The sequence below is a fragment of the Cohaesibacter marisflavi genome (assembly GCF_900115225.1).
Classification (GTDB): domain Bacteria; phylum Pseudomonadota; class Alphaproteobacteria; order Rhizobiales; family Cohaesibacteraceae; genus Cohaesibacter; species Cohaesibacter marisflavi.
In genome coordinates, this window is sequence record NZ_FOVR01000005.1 from 83,626 (window position 1) to 100,372 (window position 16,747).

Below are 16,747 nucleotides of genomic sequence, written 5' to 3' on the forward strand. Positions count from 1 at the left end.
GTTTAAATCTTCGCCATGTGGCGTGTCTGTTCAATTCAGTCCCAGAACATCCATCATGGAGTAATAGCCAACGGGTTTGTCTTTTGCCCAGGATGCCGCCTTCACGGCACCACGGGCAAAAATGGAGCGATCCTGGGCCTTATGCGTGAGCTCGATGCGCTCGCCTTCCCCTGCCAGGATCACACTATGCTCGCCAATCACCGAACCGCCCCGCAAGGTAGCAAACCCGATGCTACCCCGTTCCCGGGCACCGGTCATGCCTTCGCGAGACATTACGGCATTGGCGTGCAAATCGATGCCGCGCCCCTGCGCAGCAGCTTCACCAAGCAGAAGAGCCGTGCCGGAAGGCGCGTCAACCTTGTGCTTGTGATGCATTTCAAGAATTTCAATGTCGAAATCAGCGTCAAGCGCCTTGGTGGCCTGCTCGATCAGCTTTGAGAGCAGATTGACCCCGAGGCTCATATTGCCAGAGCGAACCATGGTGGCGCCGCTTTCAGCGATACCCTTCAGCTCGGCTTCTTCTTCCGGTGTGAAACCGGTGGTGCCGATAATATGGATCTTGCTCTTGGCAGCCGTAATACGGGAAAAAGCGAGGCTCGCCTGTGGTGCGGTGAAATCAATAACCCCGTCCGCTGTGTCCAGCGCTGCGTCCAGATCGCTGGTTACCGGAATATCAAGAGGCTGAAGGCCTGCCAATGTGCCAGCGTCCATGCCGATGCATTCGGCGCCTTCCCGTTCCACGGCTCCTGCAACGCATACTCCCTGTTGTTCGGAGATAGCCGTAATGAGCGCACGGCCCATCCGTCCCTGTGCACCTACTACAACAAGCCGTAAGTCGGTCATAACGCAGTCCTTTGCGATTGCAAGAAAAACACGTTTGTTCTACGCATAAGGGAGCATCAAGGCAAGAACTGATTTTCAAACAGGCGGCGGAATTTGGGCTAGGTTTGGGCAAAAATCCTCCGCTCATGACGGACTCTATGCGACAGGATGGAACCCTGTTTTGCTCCTTTAAAAAGAGGACCAAGCCATTCACTCGGTGAGAGATGTGGCTGTACTCTTTCAAAGAATCCGCTGTCAAATCCCCGAAGGTCTAAAGATGGGACCCAAGCTTACTGTCGCGCCAAATCCATATGCATGATGCAGCGCGTCTCAGCATTGGCGCCCGTGTCAATTTCCTTTTGCAGGATGGTCTTGAGTTCGGAATTTGCCCTTGCGGTGGGGAGAATGGAAAATCCAGCCGAGCGATAGAAAGGGCCATTCCAGCTGATGTCCGAGTAGGTCGTAAGCGTGACACACGGAAAGCCCTTCTCGCGCGCATAAGTCAACACATGCTTGATAAGCGCGCGCCCTACTCCCCGGCCCTGATCCCTTTTATGGACAGACAGCTCATACAGATGCAGCCCCTCGCCTAACGGAGCCGCAACGGCAAATCCGGCTTTGACCATGCGTGTCTGATCTTGGTTCGCCTCGTTGTTTGTCTCTATCTCAGCAACAAAAACGGGATGCTTGTTGGCAAAATGCGTCTCATAGGTCTGAGCGGAAAGTGGCGGTGCGAGCGCCAATTCCGAATAGGGTGTCTTGTGAAAAAGAGAGCCTGCAGCCACTTCAATGGCCTGAAGGTCCGGTATGTCTGCCGCCAGAGCATACCGGATGGCTGGGAGCTTTCTACACATGTCCTATCGTATCAAGCGCGTTCAGAAAGCGCCGCCTCGATGTCAGCGACGATGCTGAGCGCCATGTCCTTGCGCTTTTCTGCTGCCAGAATCGGCCGTCCGACCACCAGATAGTCTGCCCCGGCTGCAATGGCCTTTTTCGGGGTCATGACGCGTTTCTGATCGCCGACATCAGTACCAGCAGGGCGAATGCCCGGCGTGACGATAGCTATGTCCGGCCCGACGATGGCGCGCATGGCATCGGCTTCCTGAGCAGAGCAGACAATGCCATCCATACCGGCGGCGCGGGCATCGGCGGCCCTTTTCGCAACCAGCTCGCCAGCCTTGAAGCGATAGCCCGCTTCTTCAAGATCTGCGTCATCCATGGATGTAAGCACCGTAACGCCCAGCAGGTTGAGCCCGCTTTCGCCCCTGCCGGCCACTGCGGCCCGCATGGCCTTGGGATAGGCGTGAATGGTCAGGAACTTGGCGCCGAGCGTTGAAATCGACACAACACCCTTCTCGATGGTGTTGTCGATATCCAATAGCTTGAGATCCATGAAGACATCTTTGCCCTCGCTGATCAATTCGCGCGCAAGATCAAATCCACCCGCATATCCAAGCTGATAGCCGATCTTGTAGAAAGAAACGCTGTCACCAAGATCCGCAATGATGGTGCGTGCATCTTCAACGCTGGGGACATCAAGCGGGACAATGAGGCGGTCACGAGGAGAAAGAGACATCGGCGGCTGTTCCTTTTGGTTGCTCGGGCTAAGTCAAATTGGCAAAGGCTTATCACTTCACCTCGCAAGGGTCCAGCTTGTCATGCGGTCTTTTTGCGCGCGCCTTTGCACTCAAACCCACTCCAGCGGTTTCTTGCGTTGAGCCATGTAAACCAGATTGCGCGCGCAGGCGCTCAGGAACATGGCATTCCTGTCATCCTTCAGGTTGCCTTTGTCATCGAAGGCCTCATGGGCCGCGCCGATACTGACCTGTTCGGGAATGGTCAATGCGCCCAAAGCCGTCAGAATATCGCGTAGATGGGCCAGAGAGCGCATGCCCCCCATCTTCCCCGGCGACGCAGCACCGATAGCATAAACAGGTTTGGTGAAAGGATCCTGCTCTTTTGCAGGCACGCGTGAGAGCCAGTCCAGCGTATTCTTCATCAAAGGCGGCACAGAGCCATTATGCTCCGGGCTGGCCAGAAAAACGCCATCATGTGAAGCAATCAGCTTGGCCAGCTTGATTGCATTTTCCGGCAAGCCTTTTTCTGCTTCGTCTTCGACATCAAAAAGGGGAAGAGGATAGTCGACAAGAGAAAGATAGGTGACATCCATTTCCATCAGGCTGAGTTCTTTGGCCATGGCCCCTGCGAGGGTCTGGTTGAAGCTGCCCGAACGGGTGGAACCGGCAAAGCAAAGAAGTCGTATTTGCTGCATGATAGAGCCTCTTGGTCATAGCAATCGCATTACTTTTAATGTCACTTTTCCATGTAAGGCTGATTGGACGATTTTTGCAATCGCTCTTCTCAAGAGCCTCAATTCATGCAAGGTATTTTGTTCATGTGCGTTACGGAAGCGATAAGGAGCCATCATGTTACCCACCTACGAAACGGAGCGGCTTATATTCCGTGAACGCACGCTGGACGATCTGGATGCCTGCGTCGCCATGGATCTGGACCCCGAGGTCGTCAAATATATCCGCCCGACACCACCAGAACCGGAACACCGGATCTTCATGCGGGAGAGCATTTCTCGTGACTATGGGGACGGTTTGGGTTTCTGGAGCATTTTTGAAAAGGCAGGGGAAGGGGTCGAGGGAGCGTTTATCGGCTGGGTTCTGCTTGTGCCTTTGGCCGGAGAAGGCCCCGAGGTGGAAATCGGCTACCGCTTTGTGCAGCGGGCCTGGGGCAAGGGCTATGCAACAGAAGCGGCCATAGTCATCCGGGAATATTCTTTTCAAAAGCTCGGTCTTGATGCGATTTGCGGTGTGACCGATCCTGATAATGCGGCCAGTCAGCATGTGTTGCAGAAAATCGGTCTAAGCCGCAAGGGCGATCGATTCGCCTATGGCGAAGTCCTTTCCTTCTTTCTTCTCACAAGAGAAAACTGGATAGCAGGAAGCGCGGAGCGCGAGACGCACGGCCAAGTCTAGTTGACAGGGCGTCGATAAACCCAGACCCGGGCGGGCGGCAGATTACCCAGAATCCAGCTGCTTGTCTCAACGGTGAAATCCCCTTCCCTTTCGGGCACCGGAGGCACCAGAGCATAGGAAAACTGAATGAAGGGGGCTCCCGGTTTCAGGGCATCAAGGCAAAGGGAAATCAAACGTTTGCGCATGGCTTTGGGCTTGGTGAAGAGCGGTAGGCTGGACACCACTGCCGAAAGCGGCGCATCTATATTCCGTTGCCGGATGGCAGCAAAATCATAGGCATCGCCTTCAATCACATTTACGCCTGCAAAGCGATCCCGCAACATGGAAACAAATTGGCTGGAATATTCAACAGCCAGAATATTGGCGGGTTCAACACCATGTTCAAGCACGGCATTGGTTACCACGCCGGTGCCCGGCCCCAACTCCAACACCAGCCCGGTTTGATCCAGTGGAATATAGGACGCCATCTTGCGTGCAAGCGCGGGACTGGACGGGGCAACTGCGCCAATTTTAAGCGGATCGTCAAACCATCGCCTCAAAAAACGGATCTCGTCCGGAATATGGGCCTTCAGTGCGTGGTTTCGCAGTTGCTTGAGCATGGGATCCCCGAAAACAAAGCTTCCAAATCATTTCCCCTTTAAAAGCTCGGTACAAGCTTTGCGTGGGGTGATGGTTCGTGCCAATAAAATCACGTCTATTATGCATGTAAGAGCAATTTGTGTCAGGCAAAAGGCCTTAACCAAATATGCTAATGATAATAGTGCAGTATCGGCGATGAATAAGGGAAAAGCCAGATACAAAAAAGGAGACACCCTCAAAAAGGGTATCTCCTCAAGCTTTGACAAGATCTGCTGAAGCTACTCGCTGATGCGCTCGATGAAGTCCTTCACCTTTGCGAAAAAGCCTGTGCTGTCAGGATGATTGTCGTCATTTGTAAGGGAATCAAATTCCTGAATCAGTTCCCGTTGACGCTTGGTCAGCTTGCGTGGTGTTTCCACCTCGACCTGAATATACATGTCGCCATATTGCTGGCTGCGCAGCACCGGCATGCCTTTGCCGCGCAGGCGGAATTGCTTGCCGCTCTGCGTGCCTTCAGGCACCCTCACCCGGGTTTTGCCGCCATCAACGGTGGGAACTTCAAACTGACCGCCCAGAATGGCCGTTGTCATAGAAATAGGCACGCGGCAGAAAATGTCCGCTCCATCTCGCTGGAACAGGTCATGCGGTTTCTGCGTAAGAAATATATATAGATCGCCCGGAGGGCCGCCACGAACACCGGCCTCCCCTTCGCCCGACAGGCGAATACGGGTGCCATCTTCGATACCGGCTGGAATATTGACGGACAGATTGCGATTTTCCGTGGTTCGGCCTACGCCGCCGCAGCTATCACAGGGATCATCGATGATTTCACCACGCCCATGACAGGTGGGACAGGTGCGTTCGACCGTGAAAAAGCCCTGTGTTGCCCGCACTTTGCCCATGCCAGCACAGGTGGGGCATGGCTTGGGAGAGGTGCCCGGCTTGGCGCCGCTACCCGAACAGGATGTACAGGTAACCGAGGTTGGCACTTCGATCTCTGCGGTCTTGCCATGGAAAGCCTCTTCAAGGGTGATTTCCATATTGTAGCGGAGATCGGCTCCGCGCTCGCGACCACGAGATCGCCTGCCGCCGCCCATCATGTCTCCGAAAATATCTTCGAAGATATCGGACATCGAGGATCCGAAATCGGATCCGAACCCTTGACCCATACCGCCCTGTTCAAAGGCTGCATGTCCATAGCGATCATAAGCGGCGCGCTTTTCGGGATCCTTCAGGATCTCGTAGGCTTCATTCACTTCCTTGAAACGGGATTCGGCATCAGGGTCGTCTGGATTGCGGTCAGGGTGAAACTGCATCGCTTTCTTGCGGAAAGCGCTTTTCAATTCTTTGTCGCCAGCCCCGCGGGAGACCCCGAGCGTTTCATAAAAATCGGCTTTAGACATACTTGCTCATCCACCTTTACCAAAAAGTCGACGCCAGTGAGGCGCCGACTTCATTTGGTTCTACTTGTTCATGAAGTCCGCTCAGGATTTTTTGGAATCGTCGTCTTGTACTTCTTCGAAGTCCGCGTCGACAATGTCGTCATCCTTTGCCGCATCGGCAGCAGCGTCAGCTGCAGCGCGTGCTTCTTCATCAGACTGTTGTGCCGAATACATTGCTTCACCCAGTTTCATGGATGCTTGCGTCATGGCTTCGGTCTTGGCCTTGATGGCTTCCAGATCATCGCCTTCAAGGGCCGTTTTCAGCTCTGCAATAGCGGCTTCAATAGCAGATTTGTCTGCTTCGGAAACCTTGTCGCCAAAGTCGGCGAGAGATTTCTCACCGGAGTGAACAAGGGCTTCACCCTGGTTCTTGGCTTCAACCAGTTCCTTACGGATCTTATCGGCTTCGGCGTTGGCTTCAGCATCCTTGACCATCTGTTCGATGTCTGCATCAGACAGGCCACCAGAAGCGCGGATAGAAATTTTCTGTTCCTTGCCGGTGCCCTTATCAAGAGCGGACACATTCACGATGCCGTTGGCGTCGATGTCGAAGGTCACTTCAATCTGCGGAACACCGCGTGGTGCCGGTGGGATACCAACCAGATCGAACTGGCCAAGCGCCTTGTTGTCGGCAGCCATCTCACGTTCGCCCTGGAAGACACGGATCGTTACGGCGTTCTGATTGTCGTCAGCCGTAGAGAAGACCTGGCTCTTCTTGGTTGGGATCGTGGTGTTGCGGTCGATGAGGCGTGTGAACACACCGCCCAGGGTTTCGATACCGAGGGACAGCGGGGTCACGTCGAGCAGCAGCACGTCTTTGACGTCGCCCTGCAGCACGCCTGCCTGAATGGCAGCACCCATGGCAACCACTTCATCTGGGTTCACACCCTTGTGTGGCTCTTTGCCGAAGAACTGTTTAACGGCAGCCTGAACCTTCGGCATACGGGTCATACCACCAACCAGAACGACTTCGTCGATCTCGGAAGCGGAAAGACCGGCGTCTTTCAGTGCAGATTCACAAGGCTTGATGGTGCGTTTGATCAGATCGTCAACCAGCGCTTCAAATTTCGCACGGGTCAGCTTCAGGGCCAGATGTTTCGGGCCAGAAGCGTCTGCCGTGATGTAAGGCAGGTTGATTTCGGTCTGGGTCGAGGAAGAAAGCTCGATCTTGGCTTTTTCGGCAGCTTCCTTGAGGCGCTGCAGAGCCAGATTGTCTTTCTTGAGGTCGATGCCGCTTTCTTTCTTGAACTCTTCAACCAGATAGTCGACCAGACGCATGTCGAAGTCTTCACCACCAAGGAAGGTATCCCCGTTGGTGGATTTCACTTCAAACACGCCATCGCCGATTTCAAGAACGGACACGTCGAAGGTACCACCACCAAGGTCATAAACCGCGATGGTCTTGCCGTCATTCTTGTCCAGGCCATAGGCCAGAGCAGCAGCAGTCGGCTCGTTGATGATACGCAGGACTTCCATACCGGCGATCTTGCCAGCGTCCTTGGTAGCCTGACGCTGGGCGTCGTTAAAGTAGGCAGGAACCGTGATGACCGCCTGAGTTACAGGCTCACCGAGATAATCTTCTGCGGTTTCCTTCATTTTCTGAAGGATCATGGCGGATACCTGTGAAGGAGAGTATTTTTCACCCTCGACTTCTACCCATGCATCACCATTGTCGCCTTTGATAATCTTGAACGGAACCAGATCCTTGTCTTTGCCAACAGCCGGATCTTCATAGCGACGGCCAATGAGACGCTTGACCGCGAACAGAGTGTTCATCGGGTTGGTCACAGCCTGACGCTTGGCCGGCTGACCAGCAAGGCGCTCGCCATCGTCGGTGAAGGCGATCATGGAAGGTGTGGTACGTGCACCTTCTGCGTTTTCGATGACTTTCGGTTCTTTGCCATCCATAATGGATACGCACGAGTTTGTGGTACCCAAGTCAATACCAATGACTTTGCTCATTCTCTCTTCTCCTTTCGGCAGGCCGGTCAAACCCTTTAAAAGCGGTTATAAGCGCCGATAATTCGGCCCAGCCCCCATGAAGATGCGCATTTGATGCGCGGGTTGGGTTTTACATTCATGGCACATATAGGAGCCGTTTACGCGGACTGCAAGGCGCAAATCCAGCATCTTTGAATGCATTTGCGACGTTTTTTGAAATTGGCACCCCTCATATAAGAGTAAGGCGAGAAAATAAAGAGGGTCAGGCAGGTTAAGGGCAGGTTAAAGCAAAAAATTCCCCACATCTGTGAAGGTTATTCAGAAAAGCGCGTCCAATCGGAGCAATGGGATGAATTCGGCGTCCATTCTGCCTTGGCGGCTATTGAGATAGGCTGGAAGGAAGCTGCATTTATCCCGATTTCTAGCATGGGCAAAAAATGTCCATGCGCATATGATATGGGGTGCATTGGTTAATTCAGCTGAGGGATGGTCCCGGTCTGTCATATGGATGCATGCAAAGGGCGAATCACGGCAAACAGAACCTCTCCGCTGGCTTATAGGTTCGCGGATTGAAAAAGCTGATCGTAAATCAGAAAGGAGCGCACCAAACCATGCAATATCTGTCCGGATATCTTGATGAAGCCGCCCAGCAGGCCCTTGTTGTAGAAATTCGGGCTCTCGTGGCCAAAGCACCTCTTTTCACACCCACCATGCCGCGCTGGGGGCGTCCCTTTTCCGTTCGCATGAGCAATTGCGGCCCGCTGGGCTGGGTGTCGGACAAATCCGGCTATCGCTATCAAGCCACCCATCCGGTCACCGCAGAGCCATGGCCGCCCATCCCGCAGAGTCTGTTGGATTTGTGGGATGTGACCACTGGCTACCCATTGCCGCCGGAAGCCTGTCTCATCAACTATTACCATCCCGATGCCAAGATGGGCCTTCATGTCGATAATGATGAAGAGGATTTCGATGCACCCATTCTGTCGGTCTCGCTGGGCGATGATGCGCGTTTTCGTCTCGGTGGCAGGGAACGAAAAGACTCAACAGAGAGTTATATCCTCAGGTCAGGAGATATTTTCATTCTCGATGAGGAGGATCGGCTTGCCTATCATGGCATCGATCGGATTTATCCGGGCACTTCGATGCTTCTCAAGGAAGCCGGAAGGATCAACCTGACCATGCGACGGGTGACGCGCGACTGCGCTAAGGGGCGCTGACGTCACACCCGCGTTATATGACCTGTCTACCTTATGTGGCTGGTTTGGCTTCAGAAATGATGCTATCTGTTAGGGAATGTTTTTTTGCGCGCCTTATAAGGCCAACCGTCAGGCAGGTTATGTCCTTCGTTATTTTTACTGATCTCGATGGAACCTTGCTGGATCATGCCAGCTATTCTTACGCTCCGGCCAAACCGGCGCTGGCGCTGCTGCACAAGCATGATATTCCGCTCATTCTGGCCTCAAGCAAAACCGCCTTTGAAATCGCCCCCCTGCGTGATGAGTTAGGCTTTGCCCATTGTCCGGCAATTGTCGAGAATGGGGCTGGCCTGTTGCCTGCGCACGCTGATCCGGAAAGCCTTGCCGGGGCGCAAAGTGACTATCAGCGCATCCGCACGATACTGGACGCGATGCCAGCCGATTTGCGGGCTCTTTTTGCCGGCTTTGGGGATTGGAGCGTCGAGGAAATCGCACAGAATACCGGTCTGCCAAAAGACAATGCGGCCCTAGCGGCCCGTCGGCTTTTCTCCGAGCCGGGTCTTTTTTCAGGCAACGCGCACCAGAAGCAACGCTTTGAAAGCTATATTGAAGAAAGAGGCCTTAAGGCACGACAGGGCGGGCGCTATTACACCCTCTCTTTTGGCGCCACCAAGGCCGACCAGATGCGGGGCATCTTGAAGCAGCAATCCTTGGCCGCACCACCGGTCAAATCGATTGCGCTGGGCGATGCCGCAAATGATATTGAAATGCTGGAAACAGCCGATTTCGGCGTCATCATAAGCAATCCCGCAGGCAAGCCTTTACCGCCGCTCTCGGGAGAAGATGAAGGCCGAATCATGCGTGCTGACAATCCCGGCCCAACCGGCTGGAACGAGGCAATATTGAATCATATTGGCGGACCGGCGACGGCCTGACAAAGAAAAATAGAAACGGAGTGTCATATGGGCGATTTTCATCAGAATGGCAAAGTAGCGACCCTGCACCATTTTCCAACAGCATCGGCGGAAAATATGGAGCGGATTCTGGAGACCTACGCCCAGAACAGGAAAATCACCCTGATCCTGCCTTCTCTCTTTTCAGAACTGGAACAGCCCGCCCTCTCCAACATCCTTGATGAACTGAGCAAGGCCAAATTCATCAATCAGATCGTGATCGGGCTGGATCGCGCCAATGAAGAGCAATATCGCCACGCCAAGCAATATTTTGCACGCCTGCCGCAAGATCATGTCGTGTTGTGGAATGATGGGCCGCGGCTGAAGGCCATTGATGAGCGTTTGCAGACCCTTGGTCTTTCCCCTTCCGAACCGGGCAAGGGGCGCAATGTCTGGTATTGCATGGGCTATGTGCTTTCGGCAAAGAATAGCGATGTGGTGGCCCTACATGATTGCGATATCGTGACCTACAACAAGGAGATGCTGGCGCGTCTGGTCTATCCGGTGGCCAACCCCAATTTCTCCTATCAATTCTGCAAGGGCTTCTATCCGCGCATCGCGGACGGCAAGCTCAACGGCCGCGTTACCCGCCTTTTCATCACGCCGCTGCTGCTCGCCTTGCGTAAATTGATCGGCAACAACGAATATCTGGAATATCTGCAGGCTTTCCGTTATCCGCTGGCGGGCGAATTCGCCATGCGCACCTATATGCTGCCGGATATGCGCATCCCTTCGGACTGGGGGCTGGAAATCGGCGTTCTCTCAGAGGTACACCGGAATTTCTCCTCCAAGGCGGTCTGTCAGGTGGAGATCGCCGATATCTATGACCATAAGCATCAGCCGCTTTCGGAAGAAGATGCCACCACTGGTCTGTCGCGCATGTCGACCGACATCGCCAAGGCGCTTTATCGCAAGCTGGCCATTGATGGCATTATTTTCTCAAGCGAATTCTTCCGCACCCTCAAGGCGACCTATCTGCGCATGTCGCTGGACATGGTCGAGACCTATTACAATGATGCCATGATGAATGGGCTTCATACGGACAGGCATATGGAAGAGCGCAGCTGCGAGCTGTTTGCTGCCAATATCGTTGAAGCGGGGTCTGCCTATATGGACAACCCGATGGAAGTGCCTTTCATTCCCAACTGGAGCCGCGTCAGCGCCGCAGATTATGATCTGCTACTCGATTTCTACAATGCGGTGAAGCAGGATAATGAAGAATATGGTGTTGCTTGATGCAATCGCGCGATCATGAAGAAGGCTCTCCCATGCAGAGTGATAAACAATCGGGCCATATCGCCGCTTTTCTGAATACCGGAAGTGGCACCTTCCAGATGCTGGAAATAGGCCATGTACGCGGCATGCTTGAAAGGGCGTTCGGTGACGCAGGCTATGAACTGACCATCTATACAGGTGGCGGAGCCGACCTGATAAGCCAGATGAAAGAGCATAGCCAGTCGGACGATTTTGATATCCTGTTGGCTGGTGGAGGCGATGGCACGGTGTCCGCTGCGGCAGAAACTGCTTGGCGCAACAACAAGACTCTTGCAGTGCTACCTGGCGGCACGATGAATCTTTATGCCCGCGCGCTCAGCATCCCTCTGGATGTGGAGCTCGCAATTGATGCGCTTTCAAGCGGCAAAAAGAAAGACGCCGATATTGCAACAGCCAACGGTGACCCCTTTGTGCATCAGTTTTCGGTGGGCCTGCATCCAAGAATGATCCGGAAGAGAAACAATCTTGATTATCAGTCGCGCATTACCAAGATGCTGGCCAGCACACGTGCCTTTTGGGAAACAATTTCCCATATGCCGACCTGCGGCGTGACCATTGATCTGGATGGCAAAAGCGAAGAACGCCAGCTCAGCGCCCTATCGGTGTCGAACAACATGTTCGGCTCGACTGCTCCGCCCTATGCGGAAAGGCTGGATGGTGGAGAGCTGGGTGTCTATATGGCAGGGCAGCTCACATGGCAAAGAGCATTGGTGCTGGGGACGGATCTTCTGATCGGGCAGACGCCGAACAATCCTGATCTGGAAATTCACTCGGCCAAATGCGTCAAACTGACCGTGCATGAAAAGCCTGAAGGCTCACAATGTGTGCGTGATGGCGAGCTTTACGATCTGCCTGACGAAATCACCATCGAGCTGCACGCCAAGGAGCTGTCGGTTCTGGTGCCTTGAAAATTTGGTACCTCAGAAGACATCTCTTGTGATGAGAAAGGGCTTTTGATGCAGTGGATTTGCCTCTATCCCCTATCCTTCACGCTTTCCATCACCACGAAGGTGGAGGTGTGTGAGACATAGGGAAGAGCCGAGATCTTCTCGCCCAGCACCTTGCGGTAGTTGCTCATATCGCGGGTGCGGATCTTCAAAAGATAATCAAAATTCGATGCAATCATATGGCATTGCTCGATTTCTCGGATATGGCGTGTGGCTTCGTTGAAGGCATTCAGAGCCTCCGAACGGGTGTCGCTTAGGGACACCTGCACAAAGGCGATATGACCCTCGCCGAGCTTCTCCGGGTCAAGGATGGCGCCATAGCCACGGATGAAGCCGCCCTCCTCCAGACGACGCATGCGAATCTGGCAGGGCGTCTTGGATAATCCGACCTTTTTTGCAAGCTCGGTGATGGTGATGCGCCCATTCTCTGCGAGTATGGTCAGGATGTTTCGGTCGAACCTATCCAATTTGTCCATATATTGTCTCTTTCATAGTGAAAGCGGAAAATATGTCGAAAAATTTCGGTCATATATCCTAAATGTACCTGAATATTGGTCACTCTGACTAGGGCTTTTTCGCTATCCTTGTAGACATAATAAACGACAATCACACATCCCTTCGGTTTTTAAGATCTCAAACAAAACTGCGTCAAAAGCAGGATGGATCGCTATGCCAAAACCGGAGCCCTACTTCCAGGAGTGCCCAATGGATCAACAGTCTTTCGACACGCATCGCGATCTGGACGCCCGCCTCTCAGAGCTGCGTCAGGTCATTCGCGAACATTATCTGGCAGACGAAGCAAGCAACGTTCGTCGCCTGATCGAAGAAGCTCATATGGATGAACGCATGAGCCTGCGCATTTCCCAGCGTGCGGCCGATCTCATTCGCACCATCCGTACCACCACCAAGCCATCCATGATGGAAAATTTTCTCGCGGAATATGGCCTGTCCACCCGCGAAGGTGTGGCGCTGATGTGCCTGTCCGAAGCGCTGCTGCGCGTGCCGGACGCTGAAACCATCGATGCCTTGATCTCCGACAAGATCACCCCGAGTGAATGGGGCCAGCATCTGGGCAAGTCCACCTCTTCTCTGATCAATACGTCCACCTGGGGTCTGATGCTGACCGGCAACATCCTCAAGGAGAAAGATGAAGAAGGTCTCGCCGCTTCCATGCGCTCCATGGTCAAGCGCCTCGGCGAACCGGTGATCCGTACCGCCGTTGGTCAGGCCATGAAGGAGCTGGGCCGTCAGTTCGTGCTGGGTACCACCATCGAGAAAGCCATTCAGCGCGGCAAGCATTACGAAACCAAGGGCTTCACCTATTCCTACGACATGCTGGGCGAAGCAGCCCGCACCGAAGCAGACGGCATCAAATATCATCTGGCTTATTCCAAGGCGATCGCCACGCTGGCTCCTTACTGCAAGTCAAAATCGGTTCATAAGAATCCGGGCCTGTCTGTGAAGCTTTCTGCGCTGCATCCGCGCTATGAAGAAGGCAAGAAAGAGCGCGTCATGTCCGAGCTGGTCTCGCGCACCTTCGGTCTTGCCCTTCTGGCACGATCAGCCAACATGAACTTCACCATTGATGCCGAGGAAATGGATCGTCTTGATATTTCCCTCGATGTGATCGAAGCTGTGCTTTCCAATCCGGCCCTTGAAGGCTGGGATGGCTTTGGCGTGGTCGTGCAGGCCTTTGGTCACCGTGCAAGCTTCGTCATCGACTGGCTCTACATGCTTTCCAAGAAGCTGGATCGCAAGATCACCGTGCGTCTGGTGAAGGGCGCTTATTGGGATAGCGAAATCAAGCGGGCGCAGGTTATGGGGCTGGAAGGCTTCCCGGTTTTCACCCGCAAGGCCAACTCCGATGTCTCCTACCTGTCCAATGCCCGTCGCCTGCTGGATATGACCGATCATATCTATCCGCAGTTTGCCTCTCATAACGCCCACACCGCAACAGCCGTCATGGAAATGGCCATTTCAGCTCGTGTGGGCAAAGGCTCCTATGAGCTTCAACGCCTGCATGGCATGGGCGATGCGCTGCATGACACGCTGGTCAAACAGGAAAAAGTCGCCTGCCGCATCTATGCGCCGGTGGGGGCTCACTCTGACTTGCTGGCCTATCTGGTCCGTCGCTTGTTGGAAAATGGGTCCAACTCTTCCTTCGTCAACCAGATTGTCGATACCCATATCAGACCGGAGGAAATTGCGGGTGACCCCTTTGCCAAGGTGCGTGAGCTGGGCGATGCTATCGAAAACCCGTTCCTCACCAAGCCTAAGGATATTTTCAAAGGCGTGCGTCGCAATTCCAAAGGCTGGGACCACACTGATCCGCTTTCCATTGAGGCGATTGACGAGAAACGTGGCAAGTTCAAATCCCATCTGTGGGAGGCAACGCCGCTGATCGCCGGGCACAAATCCAAGGAAGACCCCTCCCCGATCTACAATCCGGCTGATCGTAGCGAACAGATCGGCACAGTGGTCAAGGCTTCCGAGGCAGATGTTGAAAAGGCTCTGGCAGCCAGCGAGAAAGGCTTTGCTGTCTGGTCAGCCAAACCGGTGGCCGAACGCTCTGCCATTCTGACCAAGGTTGCTGAGCTTTATGAAGCCAACGCAGAGGAACTGTTTGCCATTGCCTCCCGCGAGGCCGGCAAGGTGATGACCGATGCCATTGGCGAAGTCAGAGAAGCGGTCGACTTTGCGCATTATTATGCCGCTGAAGCCGAAAGGCTCGAAAAGGAAGCCAAGGACGGACGCGCCGCGCGTGGCACAATCGCCTGTATTTCGCCATGGAACTTCCCGCTGGCCATCTTCACCGGCCAGATTCTCGCCGCCCTTGCTGCTGGTAACGCCGTAGTCGCGAAACCGGCAGGTCCGACCGGCATCATGGCCTTCCGTGCGGTTAAGCTGATGCATGAAGCCGGTGTGCCCAAGGGTGCCATACAATTGCTGCCCGGCAGCGGCTCGGTGGTTGGCACGCCCATCACCTCTGATCCGCGTATTGCTGGCGTCTGCTTTACCGGTTCCACCGGAACAGCGCAGACCATCAACCGTGCGATGGCGGCAAGCCTTGACCCGAGCGCTCCGTTGATTGCGGAAACAGGCGGCCTCAACGCCATGATCGTTGACTCCACCGCCCTGCCCGAGCAGGCGGTGAAAGACATCGTTTCGTCTTCGTTCCAATCTGCAGGTCAGCGCTGTTCTGCTCTGCGCATGCTGTATGTGCAGGAAGATATCTATGATCATCTGATGGAAATGCTCAAGGGGGCCACTGATGAGCTTTCCCTTGGCAATCCGTGGGACTGGTCAACTGATGTTGGTCCGGTCATTGATGAAGCCGCAAAAGCGGGCATCGATAACCATTGCGACAAGATGCGCGCCAAGGGCCGCTTGATCAAGCAGCTCTCCACCCCGAAAGACGGTGTTTTCTGCGCGCCGACCATCATCGAACTGAACGGCATTGAAGAGCTGGAAGAAGAAATCTTCGGTCCGGTTCTGCATGTGGCCAAATTCAAGGCGGGCAAACTGAACGACGTGATTGCGGCTATCAACGCCAAAGGCTTCGGCCTCACCTTCGGTCTGCATACCCGCATGGATAATCGGGTGCAGGAAGTGATTGATCAGATCAAGGTCGGCAACGCTTATGTCAACCGCAATCAGATCGGCGCCGTTGTGGCCTCGCAGCCCTTCGGTGGCGAAGGCTTGTCCGGCACTGGACCGAAAGCCGGTGGACCAAACTATGTGGAACGTTTCTACATGCCCTTCAAGCATGAGGAGCCAGCCGCACCGGAAGGGGATTCTGCTCCGGTCACGGAAATCCAGTATGCCATCCATGAGCTGCGCGCCGACAAGGCCAAACGCAGTAAATGGGCCGAGAAGGACTATCGCTTCGCGGCGCTGAAGAGTGCTTACAATCTGCCGGTTTCGTTCGATGTCTTTCTGCAGCGCGACATGAGCCCGCGGGACATGTCCGGGCCAACCGGTGAATCCAACCGCCTCACCTTCGCACCGCGTGGTGTTGTGATGGTGGTCGGGGCAACAGAGCGGATGACTCTGTTGCAAGCTGTGGCAGCTCTGGTTGCTGGCAACAGTGTTGTTCTTGTTGGCAAGGGTGCAAAAGCCATGGCCACCAAGCTCGCCGAGAGTGGAGCACCAATTATCGGCTTCGACGGCGTGCTCGCAGCCGATGCGATTGCCAAATTCGAAGGCATCGATGCCATTGCCTATATGGCTGACAATGAAACTCTGCGCACTGTCCGTGTGGCAATAGCCAAAAGAGATGGCGCTTTGACTCCTCTGATCACGGAAGCCAACCCCTTCCGCTTTGCTCTGGAGCGTCATGTCTGCGTGGACACCACGGCAGCTGGCGGCAACGCAACCTTGCTGGCAGCCGCCGAAGGAGAGGCCAACTAATCAAAATAATAGGAAAGCCTTACAGTCCTGGAAGCCCCGGAAGCGCTTTGCTTTCGGGGTTCTTTTTTGCTTTCTGGCGTTGAGTGATGGCACTTGTGCCCTGAAAACTGCGGTAGCCGTGAGTCGGAAAAAACCGGTTTCGTCTTAGGGCGGACCATTCCCCGCTTGAGAAATCTGCCATGTCCTGTAAAACAG

General features: G+C 54.3%; 14 protein-coding genes. 6 read left to right on the forward strand and 8 right to left on the reverse strand.

Features of this window, described 5'->3' with window-relative positions; translation table 11 throughout:
- Positions 1-30: 30 nt before the first annotated feature.
- The 4 genes from dapB to BM258_RS11510 form a co-directional block, all read right to left on the reverse strand.
- The gene (gene dapB, locus BM258_RS11495) at positions 31-843 is read right to left on the reverse strand and encodes a 4-hydroxy-tetrahydrodipicolinate reductase (RefSeq protein WP_090072369.1); all 813 of its coding nucleotides are present in this window, start codon (positions 841-843) and stop codon (positions 31-33) included.
- Positions 844-1,112: 269 nt separating this feature from the next.
- On the reverse strand, positions 1,113-1,676 hold the full coding sequence (locus BM258_RS11500; protein ID WP_090072370.1) for a GNAT family N-acetyltransferase: 564 nt from the start codon (positions 1,674-1,676) through the stop codon (positions 1,113-1,115).
- Between the two features lie 11 nt (positions 1,677-1,687).
- Positions 1,688-2,398: an orotidine-5'-phosphate decarboxylase gene (pyrF, locus tag BM258_RS11505; protein WP_090072372.1), complete on the reverse strand. Its 711-nt coding sequence runs from the start codon at positions 2,396-2,398 to the stop codon at positions 1,688-1,690.
- A gap of 111 nt (positions 2,399-2,509) precedes the next feature.
- Positions 2,510-3,094 carry an NADPH-dependent FMN reductase gene (locus BM258_RS11510; RefSeq protein ID WP_090072373.1) on the reverse strand — a complete coding sequence of 195 codons (585 nt, stop codon included), beginning with the start codon at positions 3,092-3,094 and terminating at the stop codon, positions 2,510-2,512.
- A 154-nt stretch (positions 3,095-3,248) separates the two neighbouring features.
- Between BM258_RS11510 and BM258_RS11515 the strand changes: the two genes are divergently transcribed.
- The gene (locus tag BM258_RS11515; protein ID WP_090072375.1) at positions 3,249-3,809 is read left to right on the forward strand and encodes a GNAT family N-acetyltransferase; all 561 of its coding nucleotides are present in this window, start codon (positions 3,249-3,251) and stop codon (positions 3,807-3,809) included.
- Here the strand turns inward: BM258_RS11515 and BM258_RS11520 are convergent.
- The 3 genes from BM258_RS11520 to dnaK all read right to left on the reverse strand — a co-directional run bounded on the left by BM258_RS11520 (position 3,806) and on the right by dnaK (position 7,792).
- Positions 3,806-4,408: a class I SAM-dependent methyltransferase gene (locus tag BM258_RS11520; protein ID WP_090072376.1), complete on the reverse strand. Its 603-nt coding sequence runs from the start codon at positions 4,406-4,408 to the stop codon at positions 3,806-3,808. The genes BM258_RS11515 and BM258_RS11520 overlap by 4 nt on opposite strands.
- Before the next feature lie 258 nt (positions 4,409-4,666).
- Positions 4,667-5,791, reverse strand: a complete 1,125-nt coding sequence (gene dnaJ, locus BM258_RS11530) for a molecular chaperone DnaJ (RefSeq protein WP_090072379.1) — start codon at positions 5,789-5,791, stop codon at positions 4,667-4,669.
- An 81-nt stretch (positions 5,792-5,872) separates the two neighbouring features.
- Positions 5,873-7,792: a molecular chaperone DnaK gene (gene dnaK / locus BM258_RS11535; protein ID WP_090072381.1), complete on the reverse strand. Its 1,920-nt coding sequence runs from the start codon at positions 7,790-7,792 to the stop codon at positions 5,873-5,875.
- A gap of 590 nt (positions 7,793-8,382) precedes the next feature.
- Between dnaK and BM258_RS11540 the strand changes: the two genes are divergently transcribed.
- From BM258_RS11540 to BM258_RS11555, 4 genes are all read left to right on the forward strand, one after another.
- Entirely contained in the window at positions 8,383-8,988 is a 606-nt protein-coding gene (locus tag BM258_RS11540; RefSeq protein WP_090072383.1) for an alpha-ketoglutarate-dependent dioxygenase AlkB family protein, read from the forward strand.
- 119 nt (positions 8,989-9,107) lie between these two features.
- The gene (locus BM258_RS11545; protein WP_090072385.1) at positions 9,108-9,902 is read left to right on the forward strand and encodes an HAD-IIB family hydrolase; all 795 of its coding nucleotides are present in this window, start codon (positions 9,108-9,110) and stop codon (positions 9,900-9,902) included.
- A gap of 27 nt (positions 9,903-9,929) precedes the next feature.
- Complete coding sequence (locus tag BM258_RS11550) at positions 9,930-11,156, forward strand: glycosyltransferase family protein (RefSeq protein ID WP_090072387.1); 1,227 nt, start codon at positions 9,930-9,932, stop codon at positions 11,154-11,156.
- Positions 11,156-12,103 (forward strand): diacylglycerol/lipid kinase family protein, encoded by a 948-nt coding sequence (locus BM258_RS11555; RefSeq protein WP_090072388.1) that lies wholly within the window; start codon positions 11,156-11,158, stop codon positions 12,101-12,103. The genes BM258_RS11550 and BM258_RS11555 overlap by 1 nt, the downstream gene beginning before the upstream one ends.
- A gap of 65 nt (positions 12,104-12,168) precedes the next feature.
- Here the strand turns inward: BM258_RS11555 and BM258_RS11560 are convergent, their stop codons facing one another.
- Complete coding sequence (locus BM258_RS11560) at positions 12,169-12,618, reverse strand: winged helix-turn-helix transcriptional regulator (protein WP_090072390.1); 450 nt, start codon at positions 12,616-12,618, stop codon at positions 12,169-12,171.
- A 229-nt stretch (positions 12,619-12,847) separates the two neighbouring features.
- Between BM258_RS11560 and putA the strand changes: the two genes are divergently transcribed.
- Entirely contained in the window at positions 12,848-16,552 is a 3,705-nt protein-coding gene (gene putA / locus BM258_RS11565) for a bifunctional proline dehydrogenase/L-glutamate gamma-semialdehyde dehydrogenase PutA (protein ID WP_090072391.1), read from the forward strand.
- Positions 16,553-16,747: the final 195 nt, after the last annotated feature.

What these genes read in the sequence shown, in the direction of transcription:
- dapB (WP_090072369.1), bottom strand. Translation starts at nt 843, where the DNA reads ATGACCGACTTACGGCTTGTTGTAGTAGGTGCACAGGGACGGATGGGC.
- BM258_RS11500 (WP_090072370.1), bottom strand. Translation starts at nt 1,676, where the DNA reads ATGTGTAGAAAGCTCCCAGCCATCCGGTATGCTCTGGCGGCAGACATA.
- pyrF (WP_090072372.1), bottom strand. Translation starts at nt 2,398, where the DNA reads ATGTCTCTTTCTCCTCGTGACCGCCTCATTGTCCCGCTTGATGTCCCC.
- BM258_RS11510 (WP_090072373.1), bottom strand. Translation starts at nt 3,094, where the DNA reads ATGCAGCAAATACGACTTCTTTGCTTTGCCGGTTCCACCCGTTCGGGC.
- BM258_RS11515 (WP_090072375.1), top strand. Translation starts at nt 3,249, where the DNA reads ATGTTACCCACCTACGAAACGGAGCGGCTTATATTCCGTGAACGCACG.
- BM258_RS11520 (WP_090072376.1), bottom strand. Translation starts at nt 4,408, where the DNA reads ATGCTCAAGCAACTGCGAAACCACGCACTGAAGGCCCATATTCCGGAC.
- dnaJ (WP_090072379.1), bottom strand. Translation starts at nt 5,791, where the DNA reads ATGTCTAAAGCCGATTTTTATGAAACGCTCGGGGTCTCCCGCGGGGCT.
- dnaK (WP_090072381.1), bottom strand. Translation starts at nt 7,792, where the DNA reads ATGAGCAAAGTCATTGGTATTGACTTGGGTACCACAAACTCGTGCGTA.
- BM258_RS11540 (WP_090072383.1), top strand. Translation starts at nt 8,383, where the DNA reads ATGCAATATCTGTCCGGATATCTTGATGAAGCCGCCCAGCAGGCCCTT.
- BM258_RS11545 (WP_090072385.1), top strand. Translation starts at nt 9,108, where the DNA reads ATGTCCTTCGTTATTTTTACTGATCTCGATGGAACCTTGCTGGATCAT.
- BM258_RS11550 (WP_090072387.1), top strand. Translation starts at nt 9,930, where the DNA reads ATGGGCGATTTTCATCAGAATGGCAAAGTAGCGACCCTGCACCATTTT.
- BM258_RS11555 (WP_090072388.1), top strand. Translation starts at nt 11,156, where the DNA reads ATGCAATCGCGCGATCATGAAGAAGGCTCTCCCATGCAGAGTGATAAA.
- BM258_RS11560 (WP_090072390.1), bottom strand. Translation starts at nt 12,618, where the DNA reads ATGGACAAATTGGATAGGTTCGACCGAAACATCCTGACCATACTCGCA.
- putA (WP_090072391.1), top strand. Translation starts at nt 12,848, where the DNA reads ATGGATCAACAGTCTTTCGACACGCATCGCGATCTGGACGCCCGCCTC.